This window comes from Streptomyces atratus (assembly GCF_900119365.1).
Taxonomy (GTDB): domain Bacteria; phylum Actinomycetota; class Actinomycetes; order Streptomycetales; family Streptomycetaceae; genus Streptomyces; species Streptomyces atratus_B.
Genome location: NZ_FPJO01000016.1, coordinates 79,958 through 105,547, shown reverse-complemented (window position 1 = coordinate 105,547; position 25,590 = coordinate 79,958). Strand labels below are relative to the sequence as shown.

Below are 25,590 nucleotides of genomic sequence, written 5' to 3'. Positions count from 1 at the left end.
CATGGTGCATCCCGTCACAAGTGGCGGGTGTGGCGGGTCACCTCATGTTCACAGTCGCGGAACGTCCAGCGTCACCGAGCGCGGATCGAAGCCGAAGGGCAGCTCCAGGCGGTGGTTGCGCATCAGCTTCTCGTCGCACAGCAGGTCCTGCGTGCGGTCGTCGGCGGCGATGACGCCCTCGCTGAGGATCACCGCGCGCGGGCAGAGCTCCAGGGCGTAGGGCAGGTCGTGCGTGACCATGAGCACGGTGACGTCCAGGGACCGCAGGATGTCGGCGAGTTCGCGCCGCGAGGCCGGGTCCAGGTTGGAGGACGGCTCGTCCAGGACGAGGATCTCCGGCCGCATGGCGAGGACGGTGGCGACGGCGACGCGGCGGCGCTGGCCGAAGGAGAGGTGGTGCGGCGGCCGGTTCGCGTACTCCTCCATGCCGACCTGCTTCAGGGCCTCGGTGACGCGTTCCTCCAGTTCGGCGCCGCGCAGCCCGGAGGCGGCGGGGCCGAAGGCGACGTCCTCGCGGACGGTGGGCATGAAGAGCTGGTCGTCGGGGTCCTGGAAGACGATGCCGACCCGGCGGCGGATCTCGGCGAGGTTGCGCTTCTCGACGGGGAGGCCCGCGACCCGGACGGTGCCCGCGCCGGCGTCGAGGATGCCGTTGAGGTGGAGTACGAGGGTGGTCTTGCCGGCGCCGTTGGGGCCGAGCAGGGCGACCCGCTCGCCCCGGCCGACCGTGAGGTCCACCCCGAAGAGCGCCTGGTGGCCGTCGGGGTAGGCGTAGGCGAGGCCGCTGACTTCCAGGGACGGCGCGGGGGCGGTGGGCTGACTCATAGGGTCCATCCCAGCAGACAGATCGCGAGGGCGAGCACGGGGAGTACGGCGGCGTGGGCCCACTGGGTACGGGAGGCCGTCACCTCGTCGATGACCGGCATGGAACCGGCGTAGCCGCGGCTGACCATGGCGAGGTGGACGCGTTCGCCGCGCTCGTACGACCTGATGAAGAGCGCGCCGGCCGACTTGGCCAGGACGCCCCACTGCCGTACGCCGCGCGCCTCGAAGCCCCGGGAGCGGCGGGCGATCGACATCCGGCGCATCTCGTCGGTGATCACATCGCCGTACCGGATCATGAAGGAGGCGATCTGGACGAGCAGCGGCGGCAGCTTGAGCCGCTGGAGGCCGAGCAGCAGCGAGCGCAGTTCGGTGGTGGAGGCGAGGAGTACGGACGCGGCGACGCCGAGGGTGCCCTTGGCGAGGACGTTCCAGGCGCCCCAGAGGCCGGGGACGCTGACGGAGAGGCCGAGGACATGGGTCTGCTCGCCGGGCACCACGAACGGCATGAGCAGCGCGAACGCGACGAACGGCACCTCGATGAGCAGCCGCTTGAGCAGGAAGCCCGCCGGGATGCGGGCGAACGCGGTGACCGCGCCGAGCAGCACCGCGTACAGCCCGAACGCCCACACCGACTCGCGCGGCGTCGAGACGACGACCACGACGAAGCAGAAGGCGGCGGCGATCTTGCAGTGCGGCGGCAGGTCGTGGACGGGCGAGTGACCGTGCCGGTAGAGCTTGTGCGCGTGCCCAGCGCCCATGTCAGACGTTCTCGCCGGCGCGCGAGGTGCCGTCGGGGGCGTCCTGCGTGCGACGGCGGCGGACCACGTAGAAGACTCCGCTGCCTACCACGACCGTGGCGCCGACGCCGATCACTCCGGCGAGGCCGCCGGAGATCCGGGTGTCGGAGATGTCCTTGACGCCGTAGTCGGCGAGCGGGGAGTCCTTGGCCGCGTGTTCCTCGGTCTTCTTGTCGATGCCCTGGTCGGCGGCGACCTTCTCCAGGCCGTCGGGGTCGGCGGAGGCGTAGTAGGAGACGAAGCCCGCCAGGACGAGGGCGGTGACCAGGCCGGTGACCCAGATCCCCCGGTGCGAGCGGGCGGCGACCGGGGCGGCCGGCTGCCGGGCGGGGGCGTCGACGAGCTCGCCGTCGACCCGGAGCTTGAGCGAGGAGGTGAGCCCGCGGGCGCCGTGGACCAGGTCGGGACGTACGGCGATGACGGCGCCGACGGTCAGCGCGGTGATCACGGCCTCGCCGATACCGATCAGGACGTGGACCCCGACCATCGCGGTGAAGACCTTGCCGATCGGGATGTCGGTGGTGCCGCCGATCCAGTAGATCAGCGTGAAGGCACCGGCCGCGGCCGGTACGGAGACCAGGGCGGCGACGAAGGACGCGGCGGTCACGGAGCGGCGGGTGCGCGGCAGCACGCCGAGCAGTCCGCGGAAGAGGGCGTACGCGACGACCGTGGTCGTGATGCCCATGACGACCACGTTCACGCCGAGCGCGGTGAGGCCGCCGTCGGCGAAGAGGATGCCCTGCATGAGCAGGACGACGGTCACGCAGAGCACGCCGGTGTACGGCCCGACCAGGATCGCCGCCAGCGCCCCGCCCAGCAGATGCCCGCTGGTGCCCGCCGCGACCGGGAAGTTCAGCATCTGCACGGCGAAGATGAACGCGGCGACGAGACCGGCGAGCGGCGCGGTGCGCTCTCCCCCACTCTCGGCTGCGCTCGAGCGGGAGGTGCCCCCCAGTTCACGCCGGGCGCCCCGCAGGCTGACGGCGACCGCACCCGCGGCGACGACTCCGGCGGCGGCGGAGACGGGCGCGTCGATGAATCCGTCGGGTACATGCATGGAGGGGGCTCCGCTTCCTGCGGTCCTGCGTTGCTGCGGACGATGTCGTGAACCGCTCAATGATAGGACCCTGTTGCAAACCCTTCGCAAGAGCGACTGCGTCACAACTGCCGATCGCATCGTTTGCGGAAAATATGGGACATTGGATGGCGAAGCAGTACGCACAGGAGGAGTCGTTCCATGCCCCCCGTGATCCATGAACAGGCAGATGCCTGGCTCGTCAACGACACCCCCGACCTCCCGGCCGTCCCGGTCGACCTGCTGTACGACGCCGACGAGGACCCGCGCGCCGTCCACGTCGCCTTCCCCGGCGGCGACGAATGGACGTTCGGCCGCGATCTGCTGGAGGGCGGGCTGCACGCCCCCACCGAGCGCGGCGGCGTCCGCGTCTGGCCCTGCGGGCGGACGCAGCTGGTCGTGGAGGTCCATTCGAAGGAGGGCGTGGAGGTGGTGCAGTTCGACAGCGCACCGCTGATCCGCTTTCTGCACCGCACGCACACCGACGAGGGCGCCGGACCCGCGCCCGACGTGACGCCCGCGTGATCGGCCCCACCCGATCGGCCCACTCGATCGGCCCCGCGTGACGTTCCCGTACCCGCATGACAGAAGCCCCGTGCCGCTCGCACGGGGCTTCCTCATGGGCCCGGTCCCCCATCCCCACAGGTAACCGGCACGTCCGGGGCCGCGCTCCGCTCGGACGCGGCCCCGGAGCGTCAGGTCGTGGGTGGAAGAAGGGCGTGAGGAACCAGCCCGACGACGAGAGCGGCGTGTCAGGTGGGGCTTGGGGAGGGGGCCGTACGAAGGGGACGGATCGCGCGAAGGGGACCGGGGGTCAGACTCCGAGCGCGGGAAGCATCACGGAGTCGACGTAGTCGGCGAGGAACGCCTGATCGACGGCGCGGTCCTCGACGAGCTGCCGAGCGGCGAAGGCGCCGACCAGCATGTGCGGTACATATTTCAGCGCCGGTTGGTCCGGACGCAGTTCACCCCGATCCACGGCTCGGCGCAGCAGCGTGTCGAGACCGGTCACTTCCGGCTCGATCAGCAGTTCGCGCAGGGCCTGGAGCAGATCGGGATTGTTGTGGACGGCATGGCTCAGACCCCGCATCAGCGCGGAGTTCTTCTCCATCTGGCAGTCGTCGGTACGACTCAGCGCGGCGTGGAAGTCGCCGCGCAGCGACCCGGTGTCGATCTCCGCGAGGGACACCGGCTTGTTGTGCCGCAGGGCCTTGACGACCAGCTCGGGCTTGCTCCCCCACTGGCGGTAGAGGGTGGCCTTGCTGGAACGGGCGCGAGCGGCGACGGCGTCCATGGTCAGGGCGTCGTAGCCGACCTCGCCGAGCAGGTCGAGCACGGCGGCGTACAGCTCGCTCTCGCGCTCGGGCGTGAGCCGGGTGCGTGCCATGTCTCGACCTCCTGTTTCGGGTGATCGTACTTCCGTTGCTCGTACGCCAGTCAATCGAACGAAACTGTTTCGTACACATCGACGCTCACCCCGCCCGTCCAGCGAAACGAAATCGTTTCGCTTGTGTTCCGCACCACAACTGGTCCCGCACCACGAGTTGCCGGGGCCCTTCCGCGCGGAAAGCATTGAAGGGTGAGTGACGACGTCGCGTATCTCCGTTTCCCGCACCTCCACGACGACCTGCTCTGCTTCGCGGCCGAGGACGACCTCTGGGTCGCCCCCCTCGCGCCCGAGGGGGAGCGGCCCGGCCGCGCCTGGAGGCTGACCGTCGACCGGACCCGGGTCAGCCACCCGCGCTTCTCCCCCGACGGCAGCCGGATCGCGTACACGACCTGGCGCACGCTCGACCCCGAGATCCATCTCGCACCGGTCGACGGCGGCCCGGCCCGCCGGCTCACCTACTGGGGCTCGACGGACACCCGGGTCTGCGGCTGGACCCCCGACCCCCCGGACGCCTCCCACATCCTCGCCGTGTCCTCGCACAACCAGCCGTTCTCGCACGTCTCCTGGGCCTACAGCGTCCCCACCGACGGCAGCCCCGGCGGCAAGCTGCCCTGGGGCCCGGTCTCCGACATCGCGGTCGCCGACATCGACGGCGAGCGGCGCACCCTGCTCCTCACCGGCACGCCCCCGCACGAACCGGCCGCCTGGAAGCGGTACCGGGGCGGCGCGACCGGCCGGCTCTGGCTGCACGGCAAGCGGCTGCTGCCGGACATCGGCGGCCATCTCGCCTCACCGATGTTCGTGGGCGGCCGGATCGCGTTCCTCTCCGACCACGAGGGCGTCGGCAATCTCTATTCCTGCCGGCCCGACGGCACCGATCTGCGCCGCCACACCGACCACGACGCCTTCTACGCCCGGCACGCCTCCAGCGACGGGCACCGGATCGTCTACCAGTGCGCGGGCGACCTGTGGCTGGTCGACGACCTGGCCTCGCCGGACGCGGCGCCCCGGAAGCTGGAGGTGCGGCTCGGCGGGCCGCGCACCGGACGGCGCATCCACCAGGTCCCGGCCGCCAGCAACGTCGACTCGCTCTCCGTGGACGAGACGGGCCGGGCCAGCGCGGTCACCGTACGCGGCAGCCTGTACTGGCTCACCCACCGCGACGGCCCCGCCCGGACCATCGCCGACACCCCCGGGGTCCGGGTCCGGCTGCCCGAGATGCTCGGCAGCGGCGGCCAGGTCGCCTACGTCACGGACGCCGACGGCGAGGACGCGATCGAGATCGCCTACCTGCCGCGCGCCAGCGGCGACCGCGAGCCGCGCCGGCTGGCCTCCGGGCAGCTCGGCCGGGTGCACGAGCTGATCGCCGACCCGGACGGCGAGCGCCTCGCCGTCTCGACGAACGACGGGCGGCTGCTGCTCCTGGACACCGACGAGGAGACCTCCACCGGCGAACCCACCGAGCTGATCCGCTCCATCAACGGCCCGGTCCGCGACCTGGCGTTCTCCCCGGACGGCGCCTGGCTGACCTGGTCGCACCCCGGCATCGGCCGCTCGCTGCGCCAGATCAAGCTGGCCCGCATCCTGGGCACCGGCGCGCCCGTGATCGTCGATGTCACCAATGGCCGCTTCGAGGACGAGAACCCCGTCTTCACGGGCGACGGACGCTATCTCGCCTTCCTCTCCTGGCGCGGCTTCGACCCGGTGTACGACGTCCACACCGGCGACCTCTCCTTCCCCCTGGGCTGCCGCCCGTACCTGGTGCCGCTCTCGTCCGCCACCCCCTCCCCGTTCGCCCTGTCCCCGGAGGGGCGCCCGGCGGCGGGCGGGCTCGACCCGGCCGACGACATCCCCGAGGCCGGTACGGGCGAGGGTCCGTCGACGGTCACCGTCGAGTTCGAGGGCCTGGAGAACCGGGTGACGCCCTTCCCGGTCTCCGCGTCGAAGTACTCGGCGCTGCACCCGGTGAGCGGCGGCGGGCTGGTCTGGCTGCGCTGGCCGATCTCCGGCGCGCTCGGCGAGACCTTCGCCAACCCGGCGGACATGTCGGGCCGCCCCACCCTCGAACACTTCAACATCACCAAGGCCAGGAGGACCGAACTGGTCGGCCACCTCGACTGGTTCGCGGTCAGCGGCGACGCGACCCGGCTGGTCGTCATGGACGAGGGCGAGCTGCGCGCCGTCCCCGCCACCGAGGTCGGCGACAGCGACTCGACGGTCTACCTCGACCTGCGCCGCATCCTGCACGAGGTCGACCCGGCGGCGGAGTGGCGGCAGGCGTACGAGGAGGGCGGCCGCATCATCCGCTCCTACTTCTGGGACCCGGACATGTGCGGCATCGACTGGACGGCCGTGCTCGACCAGTACCGCCCGCTGGTCGAACGGGTCGCCTCCCCCGACGAGTTCGCCGACCTGATGCGCGAGGTCCTGGGCGAACTGGGCACCTCGCACGCGTACGTGACCCCGGCCCGCCGCAACGAGGGCCCGCCGCACTACCAGCGGGCGATCGGCCTGCTCGGCGCGAACCTGGTGTGCCGGGACGGCGACTGGACGATCCGGCGCATCCTGCCCGGCGACTCCTCCGACTCCAAGGCCCGCTCCCCGCTGGCCGGTACGGGCATCCGGGAGGGCGCGGTCCTCACCCACGTGGACGGACGCCCGGTCGACCCGGTCGCCGGCCCGTATCCCCTCCTCACCGCGGCGGGCGGCACCACCGTCGAGCTGACCTTCCGCCCGGCCGGGGGCGGGAGCCTCCCCCGCCGCGTCGCCGTCGTCCCCCTGGTCGACGAGAGGCCGCTGCGCTACCAGGACTGGGTGGCCAAACGCCGGGAAGTCGTACGGGAGTTGAGCGGCGGCAAGTGCGGCTATCTGCACATCCCCGACATGGGCGGATCGGGCTGGGCCCAGTTCAACCGGGACCTGCGCATGGAGGTGTCCCGGCCGGCCCTCATCGTCGACGTGCGCGGCAACGCGGGCGGCCACATCAGCGAGCTGGTGGTGGAGAAACTGACCCGCACCATCCTCGGCTGGGACCTGACCCGCAACGCCCAGCCGGTCAGTTACGCCTCCAACGCCCCGCGCGGCCCCGTGGTCGCCCTGGCCGACGAGGCGACCTCCTCCGACGGCGACATGATCACCGCCGCCTTCCGCCTGCTGAAGCTCGGCCCGGTCGTGGGCCAGCGGACCTGGGGCGGCGTCGTCGGCATGACCGGCCGGACCAGGCTCGGCGACGGCACGGTGATCACGGTGCCGATGAACGCGGCCTGGTTCGACACCTACGGCTGGTCGATCGAGAACCACGGCGTCGAACCGGACCTGGAGACGCTGCGCACCCCCCTCGACTGGGCGGAGGGCCGGTACGCGGTGCTGGACGACGCGGTACGGGTGGCCCTGGACCTGCTGGCCGCCCAGCCCGCGGCGGCCCCACCGACGTACGACGACGTCCCGGACCGGCGACGGCCGCCCTTGCCGCCGCGCTAGCCGGAACCGCTCAACGCAGCTCGCACCACACCGTCTTCCCGTACGGCCCTTGGTCGACGCCCCACCGCAACGCCAACGCGTCCACGAGCGACAGTCCCCGCCCCGACTCGTCGCCGGGACCGGCGGTGCGGAGCGTCGGCCAGGCGCACGGCTCGGGATCGCTCAGCTCGACCCGGACCCTGCCGGTACGCGTACCGCTGATCCGGAGCGTGACCGGTGTCCCCTCGCCGAGGTGGACGATCACATTGGTCAGCAACTCGCTGACGCAGAGCAGCAGATCCGGCGAATCCGCACCAACGCACCGCTCCCGCAGGGTGTGCCGCATCTCCGGTACGGCCTTCGGCACGGCGAGCAGATCCACCGTGAACGGCAGCGGAGTCATCCCCCGGCCGCCGAACGCAGCACCTCGGCCATCCGGCGCACGGTCGCCACATTGCAGTTCCCGAGCGCGACCAGCGGCGGCCGGGTCGTCCGTGCGGCAAGGGTCAGCGGGTCGACACCGAGCGTCGGCAGCGTGATGCCGTGCGCGGCGAGCGCGGCGCGCAGCGCGTCGATGTCCGGGCCGATGTCGTGGGCGGTGAAGTCGTACGTGTCGTCCATGAGGGGGCGTGCACCTTTCGTTGCTGACTGTGACGAACACCTCACACGCTGCCGCATGGGCCTCTACCGTGAAAGGACTTCCCGCTCCACAACGCACAGCGCGAAAGGCGGTCAACAGTGGCCACACGCAAGGAGATCGACGGCTCGGCGGGCGTCCCGCAGTTCTACGGCAAGGAACTCCGCTTCAAGCGGGAAGAGGCGGGCCTGACCCTGGAGAAGCTGGTGGACGGCAGCTTCTACGGCATCACGTACCTGAGCGAGATCGAGCACGGTCACCGGCGGATGCCCCTCGACCTGGCCCAGCATGTGGACCGGGTACTGAAGACGGACGGGTTCTTCCAGCGGCGGTGCGAGGACGTGCGGAAGGCCCGACGCAAGGGGCACGCGGAGTATTTCGAGCGCGTGCTGGACGCGGAGAAGCGTGCCGAGACCATCGAAGAGTGGTCTCCGACAGTCTTCCCCGGTCTGCTCCAGACGAGGCCGTACGCGGAGGCCGTAATCCGCGCCGAGCGGCTCCCGGAGCTCCAGGAAGAGACCGAGGTGAAGGTCAACGCGCGGCTGGCACGGGCACGGCTCTTCGAGCGGAGCCACCGGACCCCGCAGTACTGGACCATCCTGAGCGAGTCCCTGCTGCGCCTGCCGATCCTGCCGCCGCAGCAGATGGCCGAGCAGTTGGAACACGTCGCCGCCCTTACCCGACGCGGCCGCATCTTTACGCAGATCCTTCCGTGGAACACAGGAGCGCACGCTCTCATGCTGGGCAACGCCCTGATTCTGGACTTCGCGGATGCTCCCCCGCTGGCCTACACGGAGGGCCAGCATCACGGAATTACCGTCGACGATCCGGGCCTCGTGAAGCAGTATCGGAGGTCGTACGATCTCCTGAGGGCCGCCGCCTTGCCGCCGGAGGCGTCCCTAGCCATGATCGAAGAAGCGGCAGAGGAATACCGAAATGGTGCGCACCCAAATCGACTTGAGCGCCGCGATCTGGCGTAGGAGCAGCCACAGCAACTCCTCCGGAGGCAACTGCGTCGAAGTCGCCGAGGGGTTCGCCACCTGGCGCAAGAGCAGCCACAGCAACGGGAGCGGCGGCAATTGCCTCGAAGTCGCGGACGGACACCCCGGCGTCATCCCCGTCCGCGACTCCAAGCGTCCCGAAGGACCCGTGCTCGTCGTCCCCGCGTCCGCCTGGACGCCGTTCATCGAAGCCGTCAAGGCGTCCTGACCCCGCCGCAGCGCCCCGGGCATACTTTCGAGCATGCCCGAGACCAAGGCCGTTCCCCCCTCATGGGCCGCCCCGCGGCCAGGTTCCGCGTCCCGTTCGCTGACGGATTCACTCCGCTACGCCGCGCCCGCACTGCTGGGCTACGCCGCCGTACGGCTCACCGGCGTCGCGATCCTCCTGATCACCGCCTCCGTCACCGGCAAGGACGGAATGCACCGGCTGACAGGCCGCTGGGACTCGGTCTGGTACCAGCGGATCGCCGAGCACGGATACGGCTACGGGGTCCGGCTCCCGGACGGCACCTTCCACTCCGATCTGGCCTTCTTCCCGCTCCTGCCCGCGCTGGAGCGGGGACTGTCCGTCCTGTTCCCGCCCCTCGGCGTGGCCGGCGCGGGCCTGTTGATCTCCTGGCTCGCCTCACTCGCTGCCGCCGGTGGCATCTTCGCCGTGGGTGCGCGGCTGTACGGGCGCCGGGCGGGAATACTGCTGGCCGTGCTCTGGGGGGCGTACCCGACGGCGTTCGTGCAGTCCATGGCGTACACCGAGACGTTGTTCACGGCGCTGGCGGCCTGGGCACTGTACGCCGTTCTGACCGACAGGTGGATCACAGCGGGGGTGCTGTGCGTCGGCGCCGGACTCACCCGGCCGGTCGCGGCCGCGCTGATCGCGGCGATCGGCGTCACGGCGATATGGCGGCTGTTCACCGCATGGCGCGGAGGCGAACCGCTCCGGACACACCGACGGATGGTGGTGGGTGCCTGTCTGGCGCCGCTGGGCTGGCTGTCGTACATCGTCTTCGTGGCCGTGCGGGAGGGGAACCCGTTCGCGTACTTCGATGTCCAGGCGGACTGGAACAACCGGATCGACGGAGGGGCGGCGCTGGCCGCCTTCGTGGTGGAACAGTTCGGCCACAACGTCTTCGCGGGACTCGGACTGTGCGCGGCCTTCGCCTTCCTCTTCTGGGTGGTGTGGCTGTGCGTACGGCAACGGCCTCGCCAACCGTTGCCCGTGATCGTCTACTGCGTCGTGGTGGTCGTGATCTCGCTGATCGGGTCCGGCTACTTCGGCTCCAGGCCCCGGCTGATGATGCCCGCGTTTCCGTTGCTGCTACCGGCTGCGGTGGCGTTGGCGGGCGCCCGGCGAAGGATGGTTCCGGCGGTGGTCGTGGGCGTGGCGGCGCTCGCGTCGGGGGTGTACGGAGCCTTCACGCTGCTCGGTTCCGGGCCTCCGTGACGCCGGGCCGGGCGGGTCAGGCCGGGTCGGGTCGGCGGCAGGGCTTGCACAGGCCGTCGCGGACGCTCGGGCAGCATTGCGAAATCGCTCTCGCGGGGCGCATGTTGCTCCGGCACGGATCGCTTTCCGTAGCCGGGCCTGGCCTTCGGGTGGGCGCGCGAGGATGCGGACGTTCGCAGGGCAGGGCTAAGGTTTGAAACAGCCACGGGATCGCCTACTTCGATCTTGGGGTCAGACCCCGGCCAGTGCGCTAACACTGCGTCGGGGTCGCTACGTTTGGCACCGTAAGCAGCCGCGACTCCGCGCCGCAAGTCGGCCACGATTAGTCATACTTGCTGGCCGTGACGGGGCGGGGAGGGTGGGGAGGTTTCCCCAACCCCCTTCTTTTACCCACCGGTTGTACGACATCGCTCGAATCCCGAAACCCGCGTCCCGGCCCCCGAAGCCCGAAGCTCAAGACCCGGCCCCGGACCTCTCCGCGTACCCACAAAAGAGTGAACAAGCCCTCCCCGACGCTCGAAGCGCGAAACCCGGCTCTCGGCTCCCGGGTTTCGGCTCCCGACACCTGGAACTCGGGTTCCGGCTCGGCGGACATCATCGCGGCGACCACGATGAAGACCGCGTGGGGACCCTGCGGAGACCCCACAATTGCCGCGAAGCAGCCCCAGGGCTCGGTCGGCAGTGATCGCTTCGTTGCGGTAGAGCTTCAGGATGGCCTGCTCGTAGGGCCGCGGCAGTGCCACTGGCGCCAGTTCGTCCCGGACACGGCTTTGCCAATTGGTGTGCCCGAGAAGGGCTCTTCTGAGAACTGAGGCGGACGAGGTCTACGGCGGCAGGGCCGTCTGCGGCGCCCGGATCAGATCACGCGGAAGAGGTCGGCGGCGGCGTGGACATCGGTGAAGTCCTCGATGGAGCGCAGGTTGTCGCACAGGGCGTCCAGGACCGAGCCGGCCTCGGCGGCGGGCAGGGCACCGACGGCAAGGCCGAAGACGCAACAGCCCAGCCGGTGCAGGGACGGTGGGACGGTGGGACGCGAGCGGCATCGGGCAGAGCCGGACCCGCTACCGAACCGGCCACTGCATAAGCTGGCTGATTCAGCGACCACGGAAGTGAGAAGACATGGGCGACCGGGACACGGACCTGTTCGGCAACGACCTCGGGTACGACGACATCAAGGCCGCCACCGACCGGACCGCCGGGCACATCCGCCCGGTCACCGTCGCACCCGACGAGCGGCCCGAGCAGCCCTACGAGCTCTGGTTCGCGCTGGAGTACATGCAGCACACCGGCTCCTTCAAGGCGCGTGGCGCGCAGAACTTCATCCAGGCCCACCGCGAGGCGGGCACCCTGCCGGACGCGGGGGTGACCATCGCCTCCGGCGGCAACGCCGGGCTGGCCTGCGCGTGGGCCGCCCAGCAGCAGGGCGTACGGGCCACGGTGTTCCTGCCGAGCGTCGCCCCGGCGGTGAAGGTCGCCAAGCTGCGCGGCTACGGGGCGGACGTGCGGCTGGTCGGCGCGGAGTACGCCGAGGCCCTCGAAGCGTGCGAGGAATTCGCCGCCTCGTCCGGCGCGCTCGCCGCGCACGCCTACGACCACCCGCTGATCGCCGCCGGGGCCGGCACCCTGATGGAGGAGATCCACGCACAGATCCCCGGCCTGGACACCGTGGTGGTCTCGGTCGGCGGCGGCGGCCTGTTCGCCGGCGTCGCCACCGCCGCCCGGCACCACGGAATCCGCACGGTCGCCGTCGAGCCGGAGAACTGCCGGGCGCTGAACGCCGCCATCGAGGCCGGCCGCCCTGTCGATGTCCCCGTCGACTCGGTCGCCATCGACGCCCTCGGCGCCCGGCGGGCCACCGCCCTGGCCCTGCGCGCCGCCCGCGAGAACGACGTCCACTCCGTCCTGGTGCCGGACGACGAGATCGTCCGCGCCCGCCAGGCGCTGTGGGACCACCGCCGCATCGCCGTCGAACACGCCGCCTCCACCGCGCTCGCCGCGCTCACGGCGCCGGACGGCGGCTACCGGCCTCGCGACGGCGAGCGGATCGCCGTCGTGCTGTGCGGGGCGAACACCGACCCGGGCGACCTGGCGCACCCGGCGGCCGAGGACTGAGGCCAGGAACCGGGACCGGGACCGCAGAGAGCCTCGGCCCGCGCCGTGCGAAAGGGGCGCGCCCGGAGATCCGGGCGCGCCCCCTCACAGGCAACGCGCAGTGTCGCGATCGGCCCGTCAGCGCTCGCGGCGCTCGCGGAGCTCGTCCGCGGTGCCCCGGGCCTTGTCACGGCCCTGCTGCGACGTCTTCGAGGCCCGCTCGGACTCGTTCTGCGTCCGCTCCCGGCCCTCGGTGCGCGTCCGCTCCTGGCCCTCGGTGCGCGTCCGCTCCTGGCCTTGGCTGCGGCCCTCGCCGGCCTTCTTCTTCGCCTGGTCGGCGAGCTCCTGCGCCTTGTCCTTGAACTGGTCTGCGATACCCATGCTGTTCACTCCTAGTGGGTGCTTGGGGGCGGTCCGTGAGGACCTCGATCAGCGTCGCAGGCCCCGGCACCCACCGCATGTCGATCACTTACGCTGCGTAGTCACCGCCCTCGCCGCCTGATCGGCGGCGCCCCCGGCGCCGACGAGACCCTTGCTCACGCCGTCCAGTCGCGACCCGAACCTGCGGACCTCCCGCTGTCCGACGACCCCTATCAGCGAGGGCAGGCAGCCGCGCACAGGCTGCATCCCGCGCAGCCACCACTGCGCGTACACATGCGGGGACCGGCGCTCGATGCCCGCCACGATCCGGTCGACGGCGGGACCCAGCGGATAGGTGCGGTTCGCCGGCCAGGGCAGCCGCCGGCGCAGCTCCCGCATCACGTCGTCCTGGTCGGCGCCGCGCACCATGTCCGTGTCGGTCCAGGACAGATAGCCGACCCCGACCTTCACACCCCGGTGGGCGACCTCGGCCCGCAGGCTGTGCGCGAAGGCCTCCACGCCCGACTTGGACGCGCAGTACGCGGTCATCATCGGCGCCGGTGTCATCGCCGCGAGCGAGGCGATCTGGAGGAAGTAGCCGCGGCTTTCCATGAGCACCGGCAGGAAGGCCCGCCCGGTGACCGCGCCGCCGATCAGATTGACCTCGATGACCCGCCGCCACGCCTCGGGGTCCGAGTCGACGAACGGCCCGCCGGAGGCGACCCCGGCGTTGGCGACGACGATGTCGATCTTCCCGAACCGCTCCTTGACCTCCTGGGCGACCCGCACCATCGCCTCGTGGTCGGTGACGTCCGCGAACCAGTGGTCGCTCTCCGAGTGCAGCCGCTCGGAGACCTTCTTCAGTTCGTCCGGCTCCAGGCCGACCAGCGCGAGCGTCGCGCCGCGCGCCGAGAGCTTGCGGGCCAGCAGTTCGCCCACGCCACGTGCCGCGCCCGTGACGACGACGACCTGTCCTTCGAGACTCCGCCTGTCGCTCATGCGACCTCCTCCTTCTCGGCCGTACCGTCCGTGCCTGCGTCCGCGCCCGTGTCGCCCGCCGGGAGGTACCCGGTGACGAGCTCCCGGATCTTCGCCGTGACCGCCTCCGGTGCCTCCACCGGCGTCATGTGGCCCATGCCCGTCAGCTCGGTGAGCCCCAGGCAGTCGGGCAGCGCCGCCGCGAGGGCGCGAGCGTGCACGGGCGGCGTCATCCGGTCCTCCGTACCCGCGATCACCGCCGTGGGCACCCTCAACTCCCGTACGCCCGCGCCGAGATCGAGCTCCGCGAGGACATGCCCCCAGGGTGCCCGGGCGCCGCGCGGGCAGGCGTGCACGATCCGGGCGCAGGCGTCCACCCGGTCGGGGGCGGAGCCCGCTCCCATCGTCGCGTACTTGAGTATCCGCCGGGAAACCGGTGTGACCGGTCCGAGCGGGGCCTTCGCACGGAGGATCGCGCGGGTCATCCCGGTCCGGACGGCCCCGGCCGGCCCCGGCACCACCAGCGACTCGGCGGCCAGCCGCGAACTGCCGGTGCTGCACAGCAGTACGGCCGCCGCGTGCTCGCGCAGCCCGGCCCGCCGCGAGGCGGCCATGATCGTCATGCCGCCCATGGAGTGCCCGGCGACCACGGCCTTCTCCCCCGGTGCGAGGGTGGCGGCCAGCACCGCTTCGAGGTCGTCGGCGAGGGCCTCGGTGCTGTATCCCCCGCGGCCCACGGCGGGCGAACGGCCGTGGCCCCGCTGGTCGTAGACGACGACCCGGTGGTCCACCGCGAGGTCCCGGACCTGCGCGGCCCAGAAGTGGGTGCTGCACGTCCAGCCGTGCGAGAGGACCACCGCGGGGGCATCGTCCCGCCCGTGCACCTCGACATGGATCCGGGCGCCGTCGGCGGAGCGCGCGATCAGCTCGCGCGCGGGGACCGGCAGGGCGCCGTCGCGCCGCAGCAGCCGGCTCATCCCACGACCTCCTCGGCGACGGCCTTCGCCGGGGCGGCGGCCCGCTTCGGGATCCGTACGACCTCGTACTCCGAGAGGTCGACCGACCGCGTGACCTTGCGGAACTCGGCGGTGGTGCCCGGCCAGACGGTGGTGTTGCGCCCGTTGGCGTCCAGGTACCAGCTGTTGCAGCCGCCGGTGTTCCACACGGTGCGCTTCATCCGTGCCTGGATGCGGCGGTCCCAGGCGCCGACCGCCGAGGTGCGCGCGTCGAGTGCGACGCGTCCGCCCAGCACGTTCAGCTGGCGCAGGTAGTCGGCCATGTAGTTCAGCTGGGACTCGATCATCAGGACCATCGAGGAGTTCCCGAGCCCGGTGTTGGGGCCGATGACCGTCATGAAGTTGGGGAAGCCGGCGGCGCTGGCACCGCGCAGCGCCTGCATGCCGTCCTTCCAGGACTCGGCGAGCGTGATGCCCTCCGCACCCACCACGCGCTCGGCGATCGGCATGTCGGTGACATGGAAGCCGGTGCCGAAGATGATCGCGTCGACCTCGGTCTCCGTACCGTCGGAGGCGACGAGCGTGGAGCCGCGCACCTCGGCCAGGCCGGAGGTGATCACGTCCACATTGGGCTCGGCGAGCGCCGGATAGTAGGTGCTGGAGAGCAGGATGCGCTTGCAGCCGATGCGGTACGAGGGGGTCAGCTTGGCCCGCAGCGCGGGGTCCTTGATGGCCTTCGCCATGTTGGCCTTGGCTATCCTCTCGACCAGACCGAGCTCGCCCGGGTGCTTGGTGAAGGCGCTGACCTGCAACTCCCGTATGCCCCAGAGCAGTCCGCGGCGCGCGGCGCCGGTGACGGGCAGGGCGCGGTGCAGCCGGCGCTCGGCGCCGCTGATCTTCCGGTCCATGCGCGGCATGACCCAGGGCGGGGTGCGCTGGAAGAGCGCCAGGCCGGCGACCTTCGGCTGGATCGCGGGCACGATCTGGATGGCGGAGGCGCCGGTGCCGATCACGGCGACGCGCTTACCGGTCAGATCGGCGTCGTGGTCCCAGCGGGCCGAGTGGAAGACCTTGCCGGGGAAGTCGGCGAGACCGGGGATGTCCGGCGTCTTCGGGTCGGAGAGCGGACCGGTCGCGGAGACGACGAAGTCGGCGGTGAAGGAAGCCCCGTCGGCCGTCTCGATGGCCCAGCGGAGCTCCTCGCGGTCCCAGCGCATCAACGTCACTTCATGGCCCAGCCGAAGGTGCGGGCGCAGTCCGAAGGTGTCCGCGACATGCTCCAGGTAGGCGCGGATGTGCTCCTGCCCGGAGAAGGTGCGCGGCCACTCGGGGTTGGGCGCGAAGGAGAACGAGTAGAGGTGGGACGGTACGTCGCAGGCGCAGCCGGGATAGCTGTTGTCGCGCCAGGTGCCTCCGACGGAGTCGGCCCGCTCCAGGACGACGAAGTCCGTGATGCCTTCGCGGCGCAGCCGGACGGCGGCGCCGAGGCCCCCGAATCCGGATCCGATCACCGCCACTCGTACGTGCTCGTGCTGGGCCATGCTGCCGCCTCCCGCGATACGTCACACGACTATGCCAGCAATCACTGGCATTGTTGGGAGACTAGAACAGCTCCGTACCGATGGGTAGGGGTACGGCGAGGGAAAGTTACCGGCGGTACAACATGCGGCCTCCCCCGCGACGGAGAGCGGACGGCGGGCGGCGTCGCAGGGCGTCGGGAGCCCGCTCCCCGCCACGGGGGAGGCCGGTAGGGTGCGGGGGTGGCTGACGGACGCGAGCACCGCGAATACCGCATGGAGGAGCTGGCCAAGGAGGCCGGCATCCCCGTGCGGACCGTGCGTTTCTACCGGGAGCGCGGACTGATCTCGCCGCCCCGCCGCGAGGGGCGCATCGCCTGGTACGACGACCACCATCTGGCCCGGCTGCGCACCATCACCGGCCTGCTGGAGCGCGGGCACACCCTCACCGGCATCGCCGATCTCGCCCGCACCTTCGAGAGCGGCCGCGACGTCGCCGAGGTGCTGGGGCTGGGCGAGCCGACCGAGGAGACCCCGGTCCGCCTCACGCCCGAGCAGCTCGCGGACTACTTCGAGGGCGAGACCAGCGCGGAGAATCTGGCCGCCGCCCTCGACCTGGGCTATCTCGCCACCGACGGCGACGAGATCGTCCACATCAGCCGCCGCCTGCTGGAGGTCTCGTCCCAGCTGGTGAAGGAAGGGGTGCCGCTCGCGACCGTGCTGGAGACCGGCCGCCGCGTCCGCGAGCACGCCGACGCGCTCGCCGAAATCTTCGCGGGCGTCCTGGAGAGCCACAGCGACGAGACCGACCCGCCCCAACTCCGGCCGCTGGCCCGCGCGGTGGTGGACGCCGAGCTCTCCATGGCCCTGGACCGCCGCCTGCGCCGCGAGAACACCGACGGCCCGCCGCGCAGCCCCGCCTCCTGACGGGCGGTCGCACGACGGCCACCGGGCCGGCACTCTCGATCGCACGCCGGGATCCTGCCCGGCCCCGGCCGCCCCCCACTCCCCCCGTTCGCACGCTCTACTGTTCGAAGACCACCGTCACCGGTGCATGGTCGCTCCACCGCTCGGCATGCGTCGCGGCCCGCTCGACCCAGCCCTTCACCGCGCGCCCGGCCAGCCCCGGCGTCGCCACCTGGTAGTCGATGCGCCAGCCGGTGTCATTGTCGAAGGCCCGCCCGCGGTAGGACCACCACGAGTACGGCCCCTCCTCATCGGGGTGCAGCGCCCGTACGACATCGACGTACTCGGCCTCACCGAAGACCCGGGTCAGCCACTCCCGCTCCTCGGGGAGGAAGCCGGAGTTCTTCTTGTTGGCCTTCCAGTTCTTCAGGTCGGCCTCCCGGTGGGCGATGTTCCAGTCGCCGCAGACCACCACCTCGCGGCCCTCGGCCGCGGCCCGCTTCTTCAGGCCCTTCAGATACGGGAGGAACGCGGCCATGAACCGCTCCTTCTCGTCCTGCTTCTCGGTCCCCACCTCACCTGAGGGCAGATACAGGCTCGCGACCGTGACACCCGGCAGGTCGATCTCGACGTACCGCCCGCTCGCGTCGAACTCCTCGCTCCCCGCGTCCCCGAAGCCGCCGAACCCGATCTGCACGCGCTCCGGCGCACGCCGCGAGTAGAGGGAGACCCCGGCCCGCCCCTTGGCGGCGGCCGGCGCGTGCACGGTGTGCCAGCCCTCCGGATCGCGCACCTCCTCGGGCAGCTGCTGAGGCTCGGCCCGCACTTCCTGGAGGCAGATCACATCGGCTTCGGTCCGGGCCAGCCACTCGACGAAGCCCTTCTTGGCGGCGGCACGGAGCCCGTTTACATTGACGCTGGTCACAGTGAGCATTCCGGCACGATACCGACACCCCGTGTCCGCATACATGTACCATTTCCCGCATGAATATCCACCCTCGGCCCTTCGACCACCCCGACGCCGTCGAACTCAACGACCAGGTGCAGCTCGAATACGCCGAGCGGTACGGGGACGAGGGCGATGTCACACCGCTCGACCCCTCGATGTTCGAGCCGCCGCACGGGCTGTATCTGCTCGCCTACGACGCGCAGGACCGCCCCGTCGCCACCGGCGGCTGGCGCACCCAGGACCGGAACGACGAGGGCTACTCGGACGGCGACGCCGAGCTCAAGCGGATGTTCGTGATACCCGAGGGCCGCGGCAACGGACTGGCCCGCCGCATCCTGGCCGCCCTGGAGGCCGACGCGCGGGCGGCGGGCCGGGTCCGCATGGTGCTGGAGACCGGGGACAAGCAGCCCGAGGCGATCGCGCTGTACGAATCCAGCGGCTACGCCCCGTGCGAGAAGTTCGGCCACTACCGCATGTACGAGAGCAGCCGCTGCTTCGCGAAGCCGCTGCGGTAGCGGCCGGCGCCTCAGGCGCCGGCCGCGTACCGCCAGAACTCCCGCATCAGCGCGGGCGGCGTCGGTCCGGCCATCTCCAGCTGGGTCAGCAGGATGGAGACCGCGCCGGTGGCGGGCGTGAGATGCCCCGCCGTTCCCGTGCCGCCCACCCAGCCGTAGCGTCCCGGTACGTTCCACGGCTCGATGGCCTCGACGTCGACCGAACCGCCGTAGCCCCAGCCCTGGCCCTCCAGGAACAGCGTGCTGTGGGCTCGCTGTGCCCGCGTCAGATGGTCGGTGGTCATCAGCCGCACCGATTCGGCGGACAGCAGCCGGCGCCCGCCGGGGCTCCCTTCCGGGTTCCCCTCCGCGAGCAGCATCCGGGCGAAGGCGTACCAGTCGTCGGCGGTCGAGACCAGCCCGCCGGTGCCGGACGGGAACGCGGGGACGCTGCTCCACTGCCCGTCCGGGGCGTCGACCAGCTGGAGGCCGCCGTCCAGGGCGGTGCGGTAGTAGCTGGTGAACCGGCCGGCCTTGGAGGCCGGCACGGCGAATCCGGTGTCGGCCATGCCCAGCGGCACGAACAGCCGCTCCGCCAGGAACTCGGGCAGCGGCCGGTCCGAGACCCGGGCGATCAGCACCCCGAGGATGTCCGAGCAGGTGTTGTACAGCCACTCCTCGCCCGGCTGGTGGAGCAGCGGGATACGGGACAGCGTGGCCATCCACGCGTCCGGCGCCTCAATGGCCCGGGGCTGCAGCGTTCCCTGCTTCAGCTCGCTGAACAGCAGCCGGACCGCGGGCAGCGAGAAGTCCGACGGGAAGCCGTACCCGGCCCGGAAGGTGAGCAGGTCGGCCACGGTGATGACCTTGTCGGCGGGCACCACGTCGTCGGCCGGGGAGGCCGGTGTACGGACCACCATCGGCGCTGCCAGCTCCGGCAGCCACTGCCGCACCGGCTCGTCCAGCGCGATCCGGCCCTCCTCGACCAGCATCATGGTCGCCGCGGCGGTGACCGGCTTGGTCATCGAGGCGATGCGGAAGATCGAGTCCCGGGCCATCGGGACCGTACCGCCCGCGTCGGCGGAGCCGACCGCCGCCACCTCGACCCGGTCGCCACGGGCCACCAGGCCCACGGCCCCCGGCGCCGATCCGCCGCCGACTCGTCTCTCCAGGAGATCGTGCAGATTGCTCATCGGTCCACCTTCTCGCTCGTGCGCTCGGAAGACGGACTGCCGCACCGCCCCGGACCCATCGGCCCCGGACGCGCGCCCCCGACGGCTCAGCGCACCCGGCCGACGCCCACGTAGAAGCCGCTGCGCTCCCGCACCGGCGCGGGCTCCTCGCGGTACCACTCGGTGGCGAAGACCAGTCCCGGTTCGACGAGGTCCAGCCCGTCGAAGAAGGGCTCGACCTCGCTCCGGGTGCGCATCCGCAGCGGGATCGCCCCCTTCTTGTACGCGGTCTCGGTCTCCTGCTTCAGCTCCGGGTGCTGGTCGGCCGTGCCGTGCGAGAGCACCAGGAAGCTGCCCGGGGGCAGCGCGTCGACCAGGGTGCGGGTGAGGCCGTACGGGTCCTCGTCGTCCGGCAGGAAGTGCATCAGCGCGATGAGGGAGAGCGCGATGGGCCGGTCGAAGTCGAGCAGTTCACGGGCGTGTTCGAGGATCACCTCGGGCCGGCGCACATCCGCGTGGATGTAGTCGGTGATCCCTTCCGGCCTGCTGACCAGCAGCGCCTCCGCGTGCCGCAGCACGATCGGGTCGTTGTCCGCGTAGACGATCCGGGCGGACGGGGTGATCTCCTGGACGACGTGGTGCAGATTGGGCTCGGTGGGGATGCCGGTGCCGATGTCGAGGAACTGATCGACGCCGCTGCGGGCCAGCCAGGCGGAGGCCCGGTGCATGAAGGCCCGGTTCCGTGCGGCGTTGCCCCGTGCCTCCTCGGGCAGCTTCTCCGCCACCTGCTGGTCGACCGGATAGTTGTCCTTGCCACCCAGCAGCCAGTCGTAGACGCGCGCGGGGTGGGGCTTACTGGTGTCGATCCGGGGCTCGGGCAGGTCGACAGGCACGGGGCGCTCCTCGCGGTACGGAGAATCCATGAGCGTGGAATCGCGGAGAATCCACGAGCGTGCGAACACGCCCAGCGTAGGCGACGCGGCTCCCGGGGGCACCGGCAGGGATCGTAAGATCGTCGGTCCGGGGTACGGCCTCCGGGCGCGACCCGGCGGCCCTGACGCTGAGCGTTCTCGCATCGATGGGGAGGCGCCGATGGATTTCCGGTTGCTCGGCAGGGTGGGCGCTGCCACCGGGTCGGGAGAGCTCCAGCTGGGCCCCACCAAGCGGCGCAGTGTGCTCGCCGCGCTGCTCCTCAAGGCCAACTCTGCCGTTCCGGTGGAGCAGTTGATCGACGCGCTCTGGGACGAAGGGCCACCCGCCCACGCACGTACGGTCGTTCAGGGGCATGTGTCGCGGCTGCGGGCCCTGCTGGCCTCGGCCGGTGCCGGGGAGCACGGGGTGAGCCTGATGACCCGGGGCCCGTCGTACGTGTTCGAGGTGCCCCGGACGCTGCTCGACACGTACCGCTTCGAGCGGCTCGCCCGGCGCGGCAGGTCCCGGCAGCGGCCCGCCGACGCGGTGGCCGTCCTCGGTGAGGCGCTCGCGCTGTGGCACGGCCCGGCGCTCGACGGCACCGTCCCGAGCGCCGCGCTGCGGGCCGCCGCGCAGACGCTGGAGGAGGCCCGGCTGGACGTGGTGGAGAGCCTGGCGGGCGCCTACGAGCGGCTCGGAGACCATGCCGGTGCGGCGGCGGTGCTCCAGGCGGAGGCGGCGGCGCACCCGCTGCGCGAGTCGCTGGCCGAGGCGTTGGTCCTGGCGCTGTACCGGGCGGGGCGCCGGTCGGACGCGCTCGACCGGTACCACCGCGTCCGCTGTCTGCTCGCCGACGAACTGGGCGTCGATCCGGGGCCGGGGCTGCGCGGTGCCTACGAGAAGATCCTGCGCGGCGAACCCGTGGGTGCGGCCGGTGGCGGTCCGGTGGACCTGCTGCCCGCGCCGGGGACCGGGCCCGCTCCCGTGCCGGGGCCGGACGCGCCCTGCGGGGAGGCCGGGCGGTCCCCCGCAGCGGCCGGGCCGGCGCCGCGACTGCTGCCGCGCGGGGTGCGGGGATTCCTGGGCCGGGACACGGAGCTGGCCGCGCTGGACCGGATCGCCGGGGCCGGGGCCGTCGCGCTGGTGACCGGCCCCGCCGGGGTGGGCAAGACCGCGCTCGCGCTCCAGTGGGCGCACAGCAGGCAGGCCCGCTACCCGGACGGCACGCTCTTCGCCGATCTGCGAGGCTTCGGCGGCGTACGGGTCGAACCGGCCGAGACGGTACGGGAGTTCCTGCTCGCGCTGGGGGTGCCGACGCGCGATCTCCCCGACTCCGCGGCGGCGGGCGCCGCCCTGTACCGCGAGCTGACCGGGGAGCGCGCGCTCCTGGTCGTCCTCGACAACGCGCGCGGCGCCGACCAGGTCCGCTCGCTGCTGCCGTCCGGGACCGGCTCGGCCGTCCTGGTCACCTCGCGCATCCGGCTCAGCGGGCTGATCGTCGAGGAGCTGGCCCGGCCGGTGCCGCTCGACGTCCTCGGCCCCGTACCCGCCACCGAACTGCTCGCCGCGGCGGTCGGCGAGGAGCGGGTGGCGGCCGAGCCCGAGGCGGCGGACCGGCTCGCCCGGCTCTGCGACGGCCTGCCCCTCGCGCTGCGCATCACGGCGGCGCAGCTGGCGGCCAGACCGCACTGGCGGCTCGCCGACCTGGCGGCCGAACTCGCGGACGAACAGCGGCGGTTGGCCCTGCTCTCGCTCGACGACGCGGAGGAGTCGGGGGTCGCGGCGGCGCTGCGCATCACGGTACAGGGGCTGCCGCCGGAGGCGGTGCGGCTCTTCGCCCTGCTCGGGGTGGTGCCCGGACCGGATCTGGAGCGGTACGCCGCCGCCGCGCTGCTCGGCCGCGATCCCGCCGTGGCGGCCGAGGCGCTGGACCGGCTCGCGGGGGCCCATCTGGTGACCGAGTGCGCCCCCGGCCGCTACTCCATGCACGATCTGGTCCGGCTGTACGCACGTGGGCTCGGCACCGACGAAGGGGCGCTGCTGCGGCTGCTGGACAGCTACACGGCCACCGCGCTCGCCGCGTCCCTCGCCGCCGAACCGGGCGAGAAGCCCTGCTGCACACTGCCCCAAGAGGCCCCCGCCGACGCCCCGGCCCGGAAGTTCGCCGACCGGGACGCCGCCCTGCGGTGGTACGCGGCGGAGCGCGAGAACCTGGCCGCCGCGGTCACCGCCGCCCGCGCGGCGGGCCACGACGACCGGGCCTGGCGCCTGGCCGTGCTGCAGTGGCCGTATGTGGTGTGGAGCGTCCGGGACGGCTGGGCGCCGCTGCTCGAACAGGCTCTGGAGGCGAGCCGGCGGCTCGCCGACCCGGACGCGGAGTCCCGGGTGCGGGCGCTGCTGGGCTGGGTGCTGACCCGGGAGGGACGGCTGTCCGAGGCGCTCGTCCAGCTGGAGCTCGCGCCCGCCCTCGCGGCCCGCGCGCACGACCCGTCGAGCGAGGCGATCGCCCTGGTCAACCTGGCGGTCGCACTGGACACGGACGGGATCACCGGCACCTCGCTGCACCATGTCACCCGCGCGGTCCGGCTCGCCCGCGAGGCAGAAGACGTACTCACCGAACTCCTCGCGCTCCAGCACCGGACGCACCAGCTCCTGGCCCGGGGCGACATCGCGGCGGCGGAGCGCTGCACGGCGTACGCGCTGGCGCTCGACGACCACGGGGCGACGGCGGGTCTGGGCGTACTGCGCAAGGCCTCGCTGCGGCTGAGCCGGGGCGAGGCACTGCTCGCGCTGGGCGAGCGGGACGCGGCGGAGAGCTGTGTCCGCCGGGCGCTCGCGGAGGCCGCGAGCCAGGGCTTCCAGGAGGGCGTGGACCGCGCCAGGTCCCAACTGGAGGCCCTGGTGCGGCCGGTGGACCTCCCGGCGCCGCCGGAGGGCGACGACCGGTCCGTTCTGTCTCCCTGACCGGATGGGCCGCATGGTGCACGGGATTGTCGCAGCGGCCACCAACGCTTCGCTGAGCATCGCCTAACGCGCCGGGGCCCCGGCGTTAGAGCCTGCCCGGCGGATCAGGGCCGGTCAGGGCGCGGCGTGGCCCGTGACGGGTGCGGCGGGCGCACCCGGCTCGTCGGGTACGTCATCGTGCGAACCGGGTACGCCGTCGTGGTCGTGCGAACCGGGCACGCCGTCGTGCGGGCCGGGGGCGCCGGGCGCTGCGGGTGTCGTGAGGCCCGCGCGTTCGGCGAGTGCGCCGCCCTGGAAGCGGCTTGCGGCACCCAGCTCCTCCAGCAGCTCCGCGATGTGCCGCCTACAGGTACGCAGCGACATGCCCATCCGCCGGGCGATCACCTCGTCCTTGGCGCCCTCGGCCAACAGCCCCACCAGCGCGCGGCGCATGCTGCCGCCGACCTCCTTGTAGGCGGCCTCGCTGGTGCCGCGGAACGGCGTCGCGCCGGACCAGTGCTGCTCGAAGGACCTGCAGAGGTACGCCACCACGTCGGGGTCCCTGACGAGCACCGCGCCCTCGCCCGAGCCGCCGTTCGCGCGCCGGGGCAGAAAGGCCACGGCACGGTCGAACACCACGGCGCGGTCCGGGAGTTCGGCGGCCGTGCGGTACTCGGCACCGGCCGCGGTGAGCCGTTCCACGTACCCCTGGGTGGCGAGGCTGGTACGGGCCGAGTGCTGGTAGAGGGTGCGCATCCGCACGCCCCGGCCGAGCATCGCCAGGTCCCGGTCGATGGCACCCCGGAGGTGGTGCGGGGAGCGTCCACCGCCGGGCTGGACGGTGAACACCTCGTCCCAGCAGCGGGCCGACTCCTCGGTGAGCATCGCCGAAGCGGCCGCCAGGTCGGGCAGTACGGTGATGCCCTCCTCGCCGCTCCGCGCCCGCCGGGCGGCCCGGTACTGCGGCATCAGGGACTGCAACTCGTCGCGCACCGACTGGATGTGCGCCGCAGCCCGCGCCAGCTCCGCCTCCCGGGGGCCGACCACCTCGGCCGCGGCGGCGTCCGGGCTGACCGGGATCAGCTGGTCGGGGTTGCCCGGTGCCGGCCTGAGCAGGCGAAGCGCCAGCAGGGCGCGGCAGGCCCGCTCGACGTCCTCCGGTGCCAGACCGAGGCCGGGCGGCACGTCGAGCCGCCGCCGCCCGACGCTGCCCAGCGACAGTGCGTGCTCGAAGACCGCGACGGCCGTCGGGTCGAGGCGTGGCAGTTCGCCGTGATTTGTGCCTGTAGTCATGTTCTTCCCCGCAATGCGGCCCTGCTACTTCCGTGCCATGCAGGGTATTGCCAGCCCGGAGCGCTGGACCAAGAGGGCGTTGGAGGATGAACTTTGGTCGTCCGGCCGAAACCCCCTCAGCCGCGACATCTGGCGGCGAACCCCGTCCCACGCGGTGCTCGCCGGCCTCCCCACTCCCGACCCAGGAGCTGCGCCATGCCCTCAGCCGTCCGCCGCCTTCTCGTCCTCACGGTCCTGATGTCCGCCGGCGCCGCCGCCGTCGCGGCGGTCCCCGCGGGGCACGGAACCGGCGCGGGCTCGGCCGGCACGGTCGCGGCATCCCTCCTCGACACCAGCTGGGGCGACGACTGCACCCCGCACCAGCAGTAGGCCCAGCGGCCCCGGAGTTCCCACC

Annotated in this window: 25 protein-coding genes; 11 read left to right on the top strand and 14 right to left on the bottom strand. The window is 72.2% G+C overall.

Annotation, left to right across the window (positions count from 1 at the left end):
- Positions 1-48: 48 nt before the first annotated feature.
- Genes BT364_RS24610 through BT364_RS24600 form a run of 3 tightly spaced genes read right to left on the bottom strand, consistent with a single transcriptional unit; the run spans position 49 to position 2,679 of the window.
- The gene (locus BT364_RS24610) at positions 49-825 is read right to left on the bottom strand and encodes an energy-coupling factor ABC transporter ATP-binding protein (protein WP_072487413.1); all 777 of its coding nucleotides are present in this window, start codon (positions 823-825) and stop codon (positions 49-51) included.
- Complete coding sequence (gene cbiQ / locus BT364_RS24605; protein ID WP_072487412.1) at positions 822-1,583, bottom strand: cobalt ECF transporter T component CbiQ; 762 nt, start codon at positions 1,581-1,583, stop codon at positions 822-824. The genes BT364_RS24610 and cbiQ overlap by 4 nt, the downstream gene beginning before the upstream one ends.
- A gap of 1 nt (position 1,584) precedes the next feature.
- Positions 1,585-2,679, bottom strand: coding sequence for an energy-coupling factor ABC transporter permease (locus BT364_RS24600; protein ID WP_072487411.1), 1,095 nt, complete (start codon positions 2,677-2,679; stop codon positions 1,585-1,587).
- 180 nt (positions 2,680-2,859) lie between these two features.
- Here BT364_RS24600 and BT364_RS24595 point away from each other — a divergent pair, with 180 nt between their 5' ends.
- Complete coding sequence (locus BT364_RS24595) at positions 2,860-3,222, top strand: SsgA family sporulation/cell division regulator (RefSeq protein ID WP_072487410.1); 363 nt, start codon at positions 2,860-2,862, stop codon at positions 3,220-3,222.
- Between the two features lie 289 nt (positions 3,223-3,511).
- Here the strand turns inward: BT364_RS24595 and BT364_RS24590 are convergent, their stop codons facing one another.
- The gene (locus BT364_RS24590) at positions 3,512-4,084 is read right to left on the bottom strand and encodes a TetR/AcrR family transcriptional regulator (protein WP_072487409.1); all 573 of its coding nucleotides are present in this window, start codon (positions 4,082-4,084) and stop codon (positions 3,512-3,514) included.
- Between the two features lie 192 nt (positions 4,085-4,276).
- Between BT364_RS24590 and BT364_RS24585 the strand changes: the two genes are divergently transcribed.
- Positions 4,277-7,567, top strand: a complete 3,291-nt coding sequence (locus BT364_RS24585) for a S41 family peptidase (RefSeq protein WP_072487408.1) — start codon at positions 4,277-4,279, stop codon at positions 7,565-7,567.
- Positions 7,568-7,577: 10 nt separating this feature from the next.
- Here BT364_RS24585 and BT364_RS24580 read toward each other — a convergent pair whose 3' ends face one another.
- Positions 7,578-7,949 (bottom strand): ATP-binding protein, encoded by a 372-nt coding sequence (locus BT364_RS24580; RefSeq protein ID WP_072487407.1) that lies wholly within the window; start codon positions 7,947-7,949, stop codon positions 7,578-7,580.
- Complete coding sequence (locus BT364_RS24575) at positions 7,946-8,167, bottom strand: hypothetical protein (RefSeq protein ID WP_072487406.1); 222 nt, start codon at positions 8,165-8,167, stop codon at positions 7,946-7,948. The genes BT364_RS24580 and BT364_RS24575 overlap by 4 nt, the downstream gene beginning before the upstream one ends.
- Positions 8,168-8,284: 117 nt before the next feature.
- Between BT364_RS24575 and BT364_RS24570 the strand changes: the two genes are divergently transcribed.
- From BT364_RS24570 to BT364_RS24545, 5 genes are all read left to right on the top strand, one after another.
- On the top strand, positions 8,285-9,163 hold the full coding sequence (locus BT364_RS24570; RefSeq protein ID WP_072487405.1) for a helix-turn-helix domain-containing protein: 879 nt from the start codon (positions 8,285-8,287) through the stop codon (positions 9,161-9,163).
- A complete protein-coding gene (locus tag BT364_RS24565; protein ID WP_072487404.1) occupies positions 9,120-9,392 on the top strand; it encodes a DUF397 domain-containing protein in 273 nt (90 codons plus the stop codon). Before BT364_RS24570 ends, BT364_RS24565 begins: the two co-directional genes overlap by 44 nt.
- A gap of 33 nt (positions 9,393-9,425) precedes the next feature.
- Positions 9,426-10,625, top strand: a complete 1,200-nt coding sequence (locus BT364_RS24560) for a hypothetical protein (protein ID WP_072487403.1) — start codon at positions 9,426-9,428, stop codon at positions 10,623-10,625.
- A gap of 494 nt (positions 10,626-11,119) precedes the next feature.
- The gene (locus tag BT364_RS41060; RefSeq protein WP_143166539.1) at positions 11,120-11,437 is read left to right on the top strand and encodes a hypothetical protein; all 318 of its coding nucleotides are present in this window, start codon (positions 11,120-11,122) and stop codon (positions 11,435-11,437) included.
- 307 nt (positions 11,438-11,744) lie between these two features.
- On the top strand, positions 11,745-12,737 hold the full coding sequence (locus BT364_RS24545) for a threonine/serine dehydratase (protein ID WP_072487400.1): 993 nt from the start codon (positions 11,745-11,747) through the stop codon (positions 12,735-12,737).
- A 117-nt stretch (positions 12,738-12,854) separates the two neighbouring features.
- Here BT364_RS24545 and BT364_RS24540 read toward each other — a convergent pair whose 3' ends face one another.
- The 4 genes from BT364_RS24540 to BT364_RS24525 form a co-directional block, all read right to left on the bottom strand.
- The gene (locus tag BT364_RS24540) at positions 12,855-13,097 is read right to left on the bottom strand and encodes a hypothetical protein (RefSeq protein ID WP_072487399.1); all 243 of its coding nucleotides are present in this window, start codon (positions 13,095-13,097) and stop codon (positions 12,855-12,857) included.
- Between the two features lie 84 nt (positions 13,098-13,181).
- Positions 13,182-14,075: an SDR family oxidoreductase gene (locus BT364_RS24535; protein ID WP_072487398.1), complete on the bottom strand. Its 894-nt coding sequence runs from the start codon at positions 14,073-14,075 to the stop codon at positions 13,182-13,184.
- Positions 14,072-15,031: an alpha/beta fold hydrolase gene (locus BT364_RS24530; protein ID WP_072487397.1), complete on the bottom strand. Its 960-nt coding sequence runs from the start codon at positions 15,029-15,031 to the stop codon at positions 14,072-14,074. The genes BT364_RS24535 and BT364_RS24530 overlap by 4 nt, the downstream gene beginning before the upstream one ends.
- Positions 15,028-16,551: a flavin-containing monooxygenase gene (locus BT364_RS24525; RefSeq protein ID WP_072487396.1), complete on the bottom strand. Its 1,524-nt coding sequence runs from the start codon at positions 16,549-16,551 to the stop codon at positions 15,028-15,030. Before BT364_RS24525 ends, BT364_RS24530 begins: the two co-directional genes overlap by 4 nt.
- A gap of 252 nt (positions 16,552-16,803) precedes the next feature.
- Here BT364_RS24525 and BT364_RS24520 point away from each other — a divergent pair, with 252 nt between their 5' ends.
- Complete coding sequence (locus tag BT364_RS24520) at positions 16,804-17,454, top strand: MerR family transcriptional regulator (protein ID WP_072487395.1); 651 nt, start codon at positions 16,804-16,806, stop codon at positions 17,452-17,454.
- Between the two features lie 97 nt (positions 17,455-17,551).
- On the opposite strand, the gene BT364_RS24515 is transcribed toward BT364_RS24520, so the two are convergent.
- Positions 17,552-18,367: an exodeoxyribonuclease III gene (locus tag BT364_RS24515; RefSeq protein WP_072487394.1), complete on the bottom strand. Its 816-nt coding sequence runs from the start codon at positions 18,365-18,367 to the stop codon at positions 17,552-17,554.
- 50 nt (positions 18,368-18,417) lie between these two features.
- On the opposite strand from BT364_RS24515, the gene BT364_RS24510 reads away from it, so the two are divergent.
- Positions 18,418-18,897 carry a GNAT family N-acetyltransferase gene (locus tag BT364_RS24510; RefSeq protein ID WP_072487393.1) on the top strand — a complete coding sequence of 160 codons (480 nt, stop codon included), beginning with the start codon at positions 18,418-18,420 and terminating at the stop codon, positions 18,895-18,897.
- Between the two features lie 11 nt (positions 18,898-18,908).
- Here the strand turns inward: BT364_RS24510 and BT364_RS24505 are convergent, their stop codons facing one another.
- Positions 18,909-20,069: a serine hydrolase domain-containing protein gene (locus BT364_RS24505; RefSeq protein WP_072487392.1), complete on the bottom strand. Its 1,161-nt coding sequence runs from the start codon at positions 20,067-20,069 to the stop codon at positions 18,909-18,911.
- A gap of 86 nt (positions 20,070-20,155) precedes the next feature.
- A complete protein-coding gene (locus tag BT364_RS24500; RefSeq protein WP_256260196.1) occupies positions 20,156-20,941 on the bottom strand; it encodes an SAM-dependent methyltransferase in 786 nt (261 codons plus the stop codon).
- 199 nt (positions 20,942-21,140) lie between these two features.
- Between BT364_RS24500 and BT364_RS24495 the strand changes: the two genes are divergently transcribed.
- Positions 21,141-23,924 (top strand): AfsR/SARP family transcriptional regulator, encoded by a 2,784-nt coding sequence (locus BT364_RS24495; RefSeq protein WP_072487391.1) that lies wholly within the window; start codon positions 21,141-21,143, stop codon positions 23,922-23,924.
- Positions 23,925-24,038: 114 nt separating this feature from the next.
- Here BT364_RS24495 and BT364_RS24490 read toward each other — a convergent pair whose 3' ends face one another.
- On the bottom strand, positions 24,039-25,196 hold the full coding sequence (locus BT364_RS24490) for a hypothetical protein (protein WP_072487390.1): 1,158 nt from the start codon (positions 25,194-25,196) through the stop codon (positions 24,039-24,041).
- Between the two features lie 195 nt (positions 25,197-25,391).
- On the opposite strand from BT364_RS24490, the gene BT364_RS41665 reads away from it, so the two are divergent.
- Positions 25,392-25,565: a hypothetical protein gene (locus BT364_RS41665; protein WP_177328214.1), complete on the top strand. Its 174-nt coding sequence runs from the start codon at positions 25,392-25,394 to the stop codon at positions 25,563-25,565.
- Positions 25,566-25,590: the final 25 nt, after the last annotated feature.

Excerpts from the sequence above, each read along its gene's own strand:
- BT364_RS24610 (WP_072487413.1), bottom strand. The coding sequence starts at position 825 with ATGAGTCAGCCCACCGCCCCCGCGCCGTCCCTGGAAGTCAGCGGCCTC.
- cbiQ (WP_072487412.1), bottom strand. The coding sequence starts at position 1,583 with ATGGGCGCTGGGCACGCGCACAAGCTCTACCGGCACGGTCACTCGCCC.
- BT364_RS24600 (WP_072487411.1), bottom strand. The coding sequence starts at position 2,679 with ATGCATGTACCCGACGGATTCATCGACGCGCCCGTCTCCGCCGCCGCC.
- BT364_RS24595 (WP_072487410.1), top strand. The coding sequence starts at position 2,860 with ATGCCCCCCGTGATCCATGAACAGGCAGATGCCTGGCTCGTCAACGAC.
- BT364_RS24590 (WP_072487409.1), bottom strand. The coding sequence starts at position 4,084 with ATGGCACGCACCCGGCTCACGCCCGAGCGCGAGAGCGAGCTGTACGCC.
- BT364_RS24580 (WP_072487407.1), bottom strand. The coding sequence starts at position 7,949 with ATGACTCCGCTGCCGTTCACGGTGGATCTGCTCGCCGTGCCGAAGGCC.
- BT364_RS24575 (WP_072487406.1), bottom strand. The coding sequence starts at position 8,167 with ATGGACGACACGTACGACTTCACCGCCCACGACATCGGCCCGGACATC.
- BT364_RS24565 (WP_072487404.1), top strand. The coding sequence starts at position 9,120 with ATGGTGCGCACCCAAATCGACTTGAGCGCCGCGATCTGGCGTAGGAGC.
- BT364_RS24560 (WP_072487403.1), top strand. The coding sequence starts at position 9,426 with ATGCCCGAGACCAAGGCCGTTCCCCCCTCATGGGCCGCCCCGCGGCCA.
- BT364_RS24545 (WP_072487400.1), top strand. The coding sequence starts at position 11,745 with ATGGGCGACCGGGACACGGACCTGTTCGGCAACGACCTCGGGTACGAC.
- BT364_RS24540 (WP_072487399.1), bottom strand. The coding sequence starts at position 13,097 with ATGGGTATCGCAGACCAGTTCAAGGACAAGGCGCAGGAGCTCGCCGAC.
- BT364_RS24535 (WP_072487398.1), bottom strand. The coding sequence starts at position 14,075 with ATGAGCGACAGGCGGAGTCTCGAAGGACAGGTCGTCGTCGTCACGGGC.
- BT364_RS24530 (WP_072487397.1), bottom strand. The coding sequence starts at position 15,031 with ATGAGCCGGCTGCTGCGGCGCGACGGCGCCCTGCCGGTCCCCGCGCGC.
- BT364_RS24525 (WP_072487396.1), bottom strand. The coding sequence starts at position 16,551 with ATGGCCCAGCACGAGCACGTACGAGTGGCGGTGATCGGATCCGGATTC.
- BT364_RS24520 (WP_072487395.1), top strand. The coding sequence starts at position 16,804 with ATGGAGGAGCTGGCCAAGGAGGCCGGCATCCCCGTGCGGACCGTGCGT.
- BT364_RS24515 (WP_072487394.1), bottom strand. The coding sequence starts at position 18,367 with ATGCTCACTGTGACCAGCGTCAATGTAAACGGGCTCCGTGCCGCCGCC.
- BT364_RS24510 (WP_072487393.1), top strand. The coding sequence starts at position 18,418 with ATGAATATCCACCCTCGGCCCTTCGACCACCCCGACGCCGTCGAACTC.
- BT364_RS24505 (WP_072487392.1), bottom strand. The coding sequence starts at position 20,069 with ATGAGCAATCTGCACGATCTCCTGGAGAGACGAGTCGGCGGCGGATCG.
- BT364_RS24495 (WP_072487391.1), top strand. The coding sequence starts at position 21,141 with ATGGATTTCCGGTTGCTCGGCAGGGTGGGCGCTGCCACCGGGTCGGGA.
- BT364_RS24490 (WP_072487390.1), bottom strand. The coding sequence starts at position 25,196 with ATGACTACAGGCACAAATCACGGCGAACTGCCACGCCTCGACCCGACG.
- BT364_RS41665 (WP_177328214.1), top strand. The coding sequence starts at position 25,392 with ATGCCCTCAGCCGTCCGCCGCCTTCTCGTCCTCACGGTCCTGATGTCC.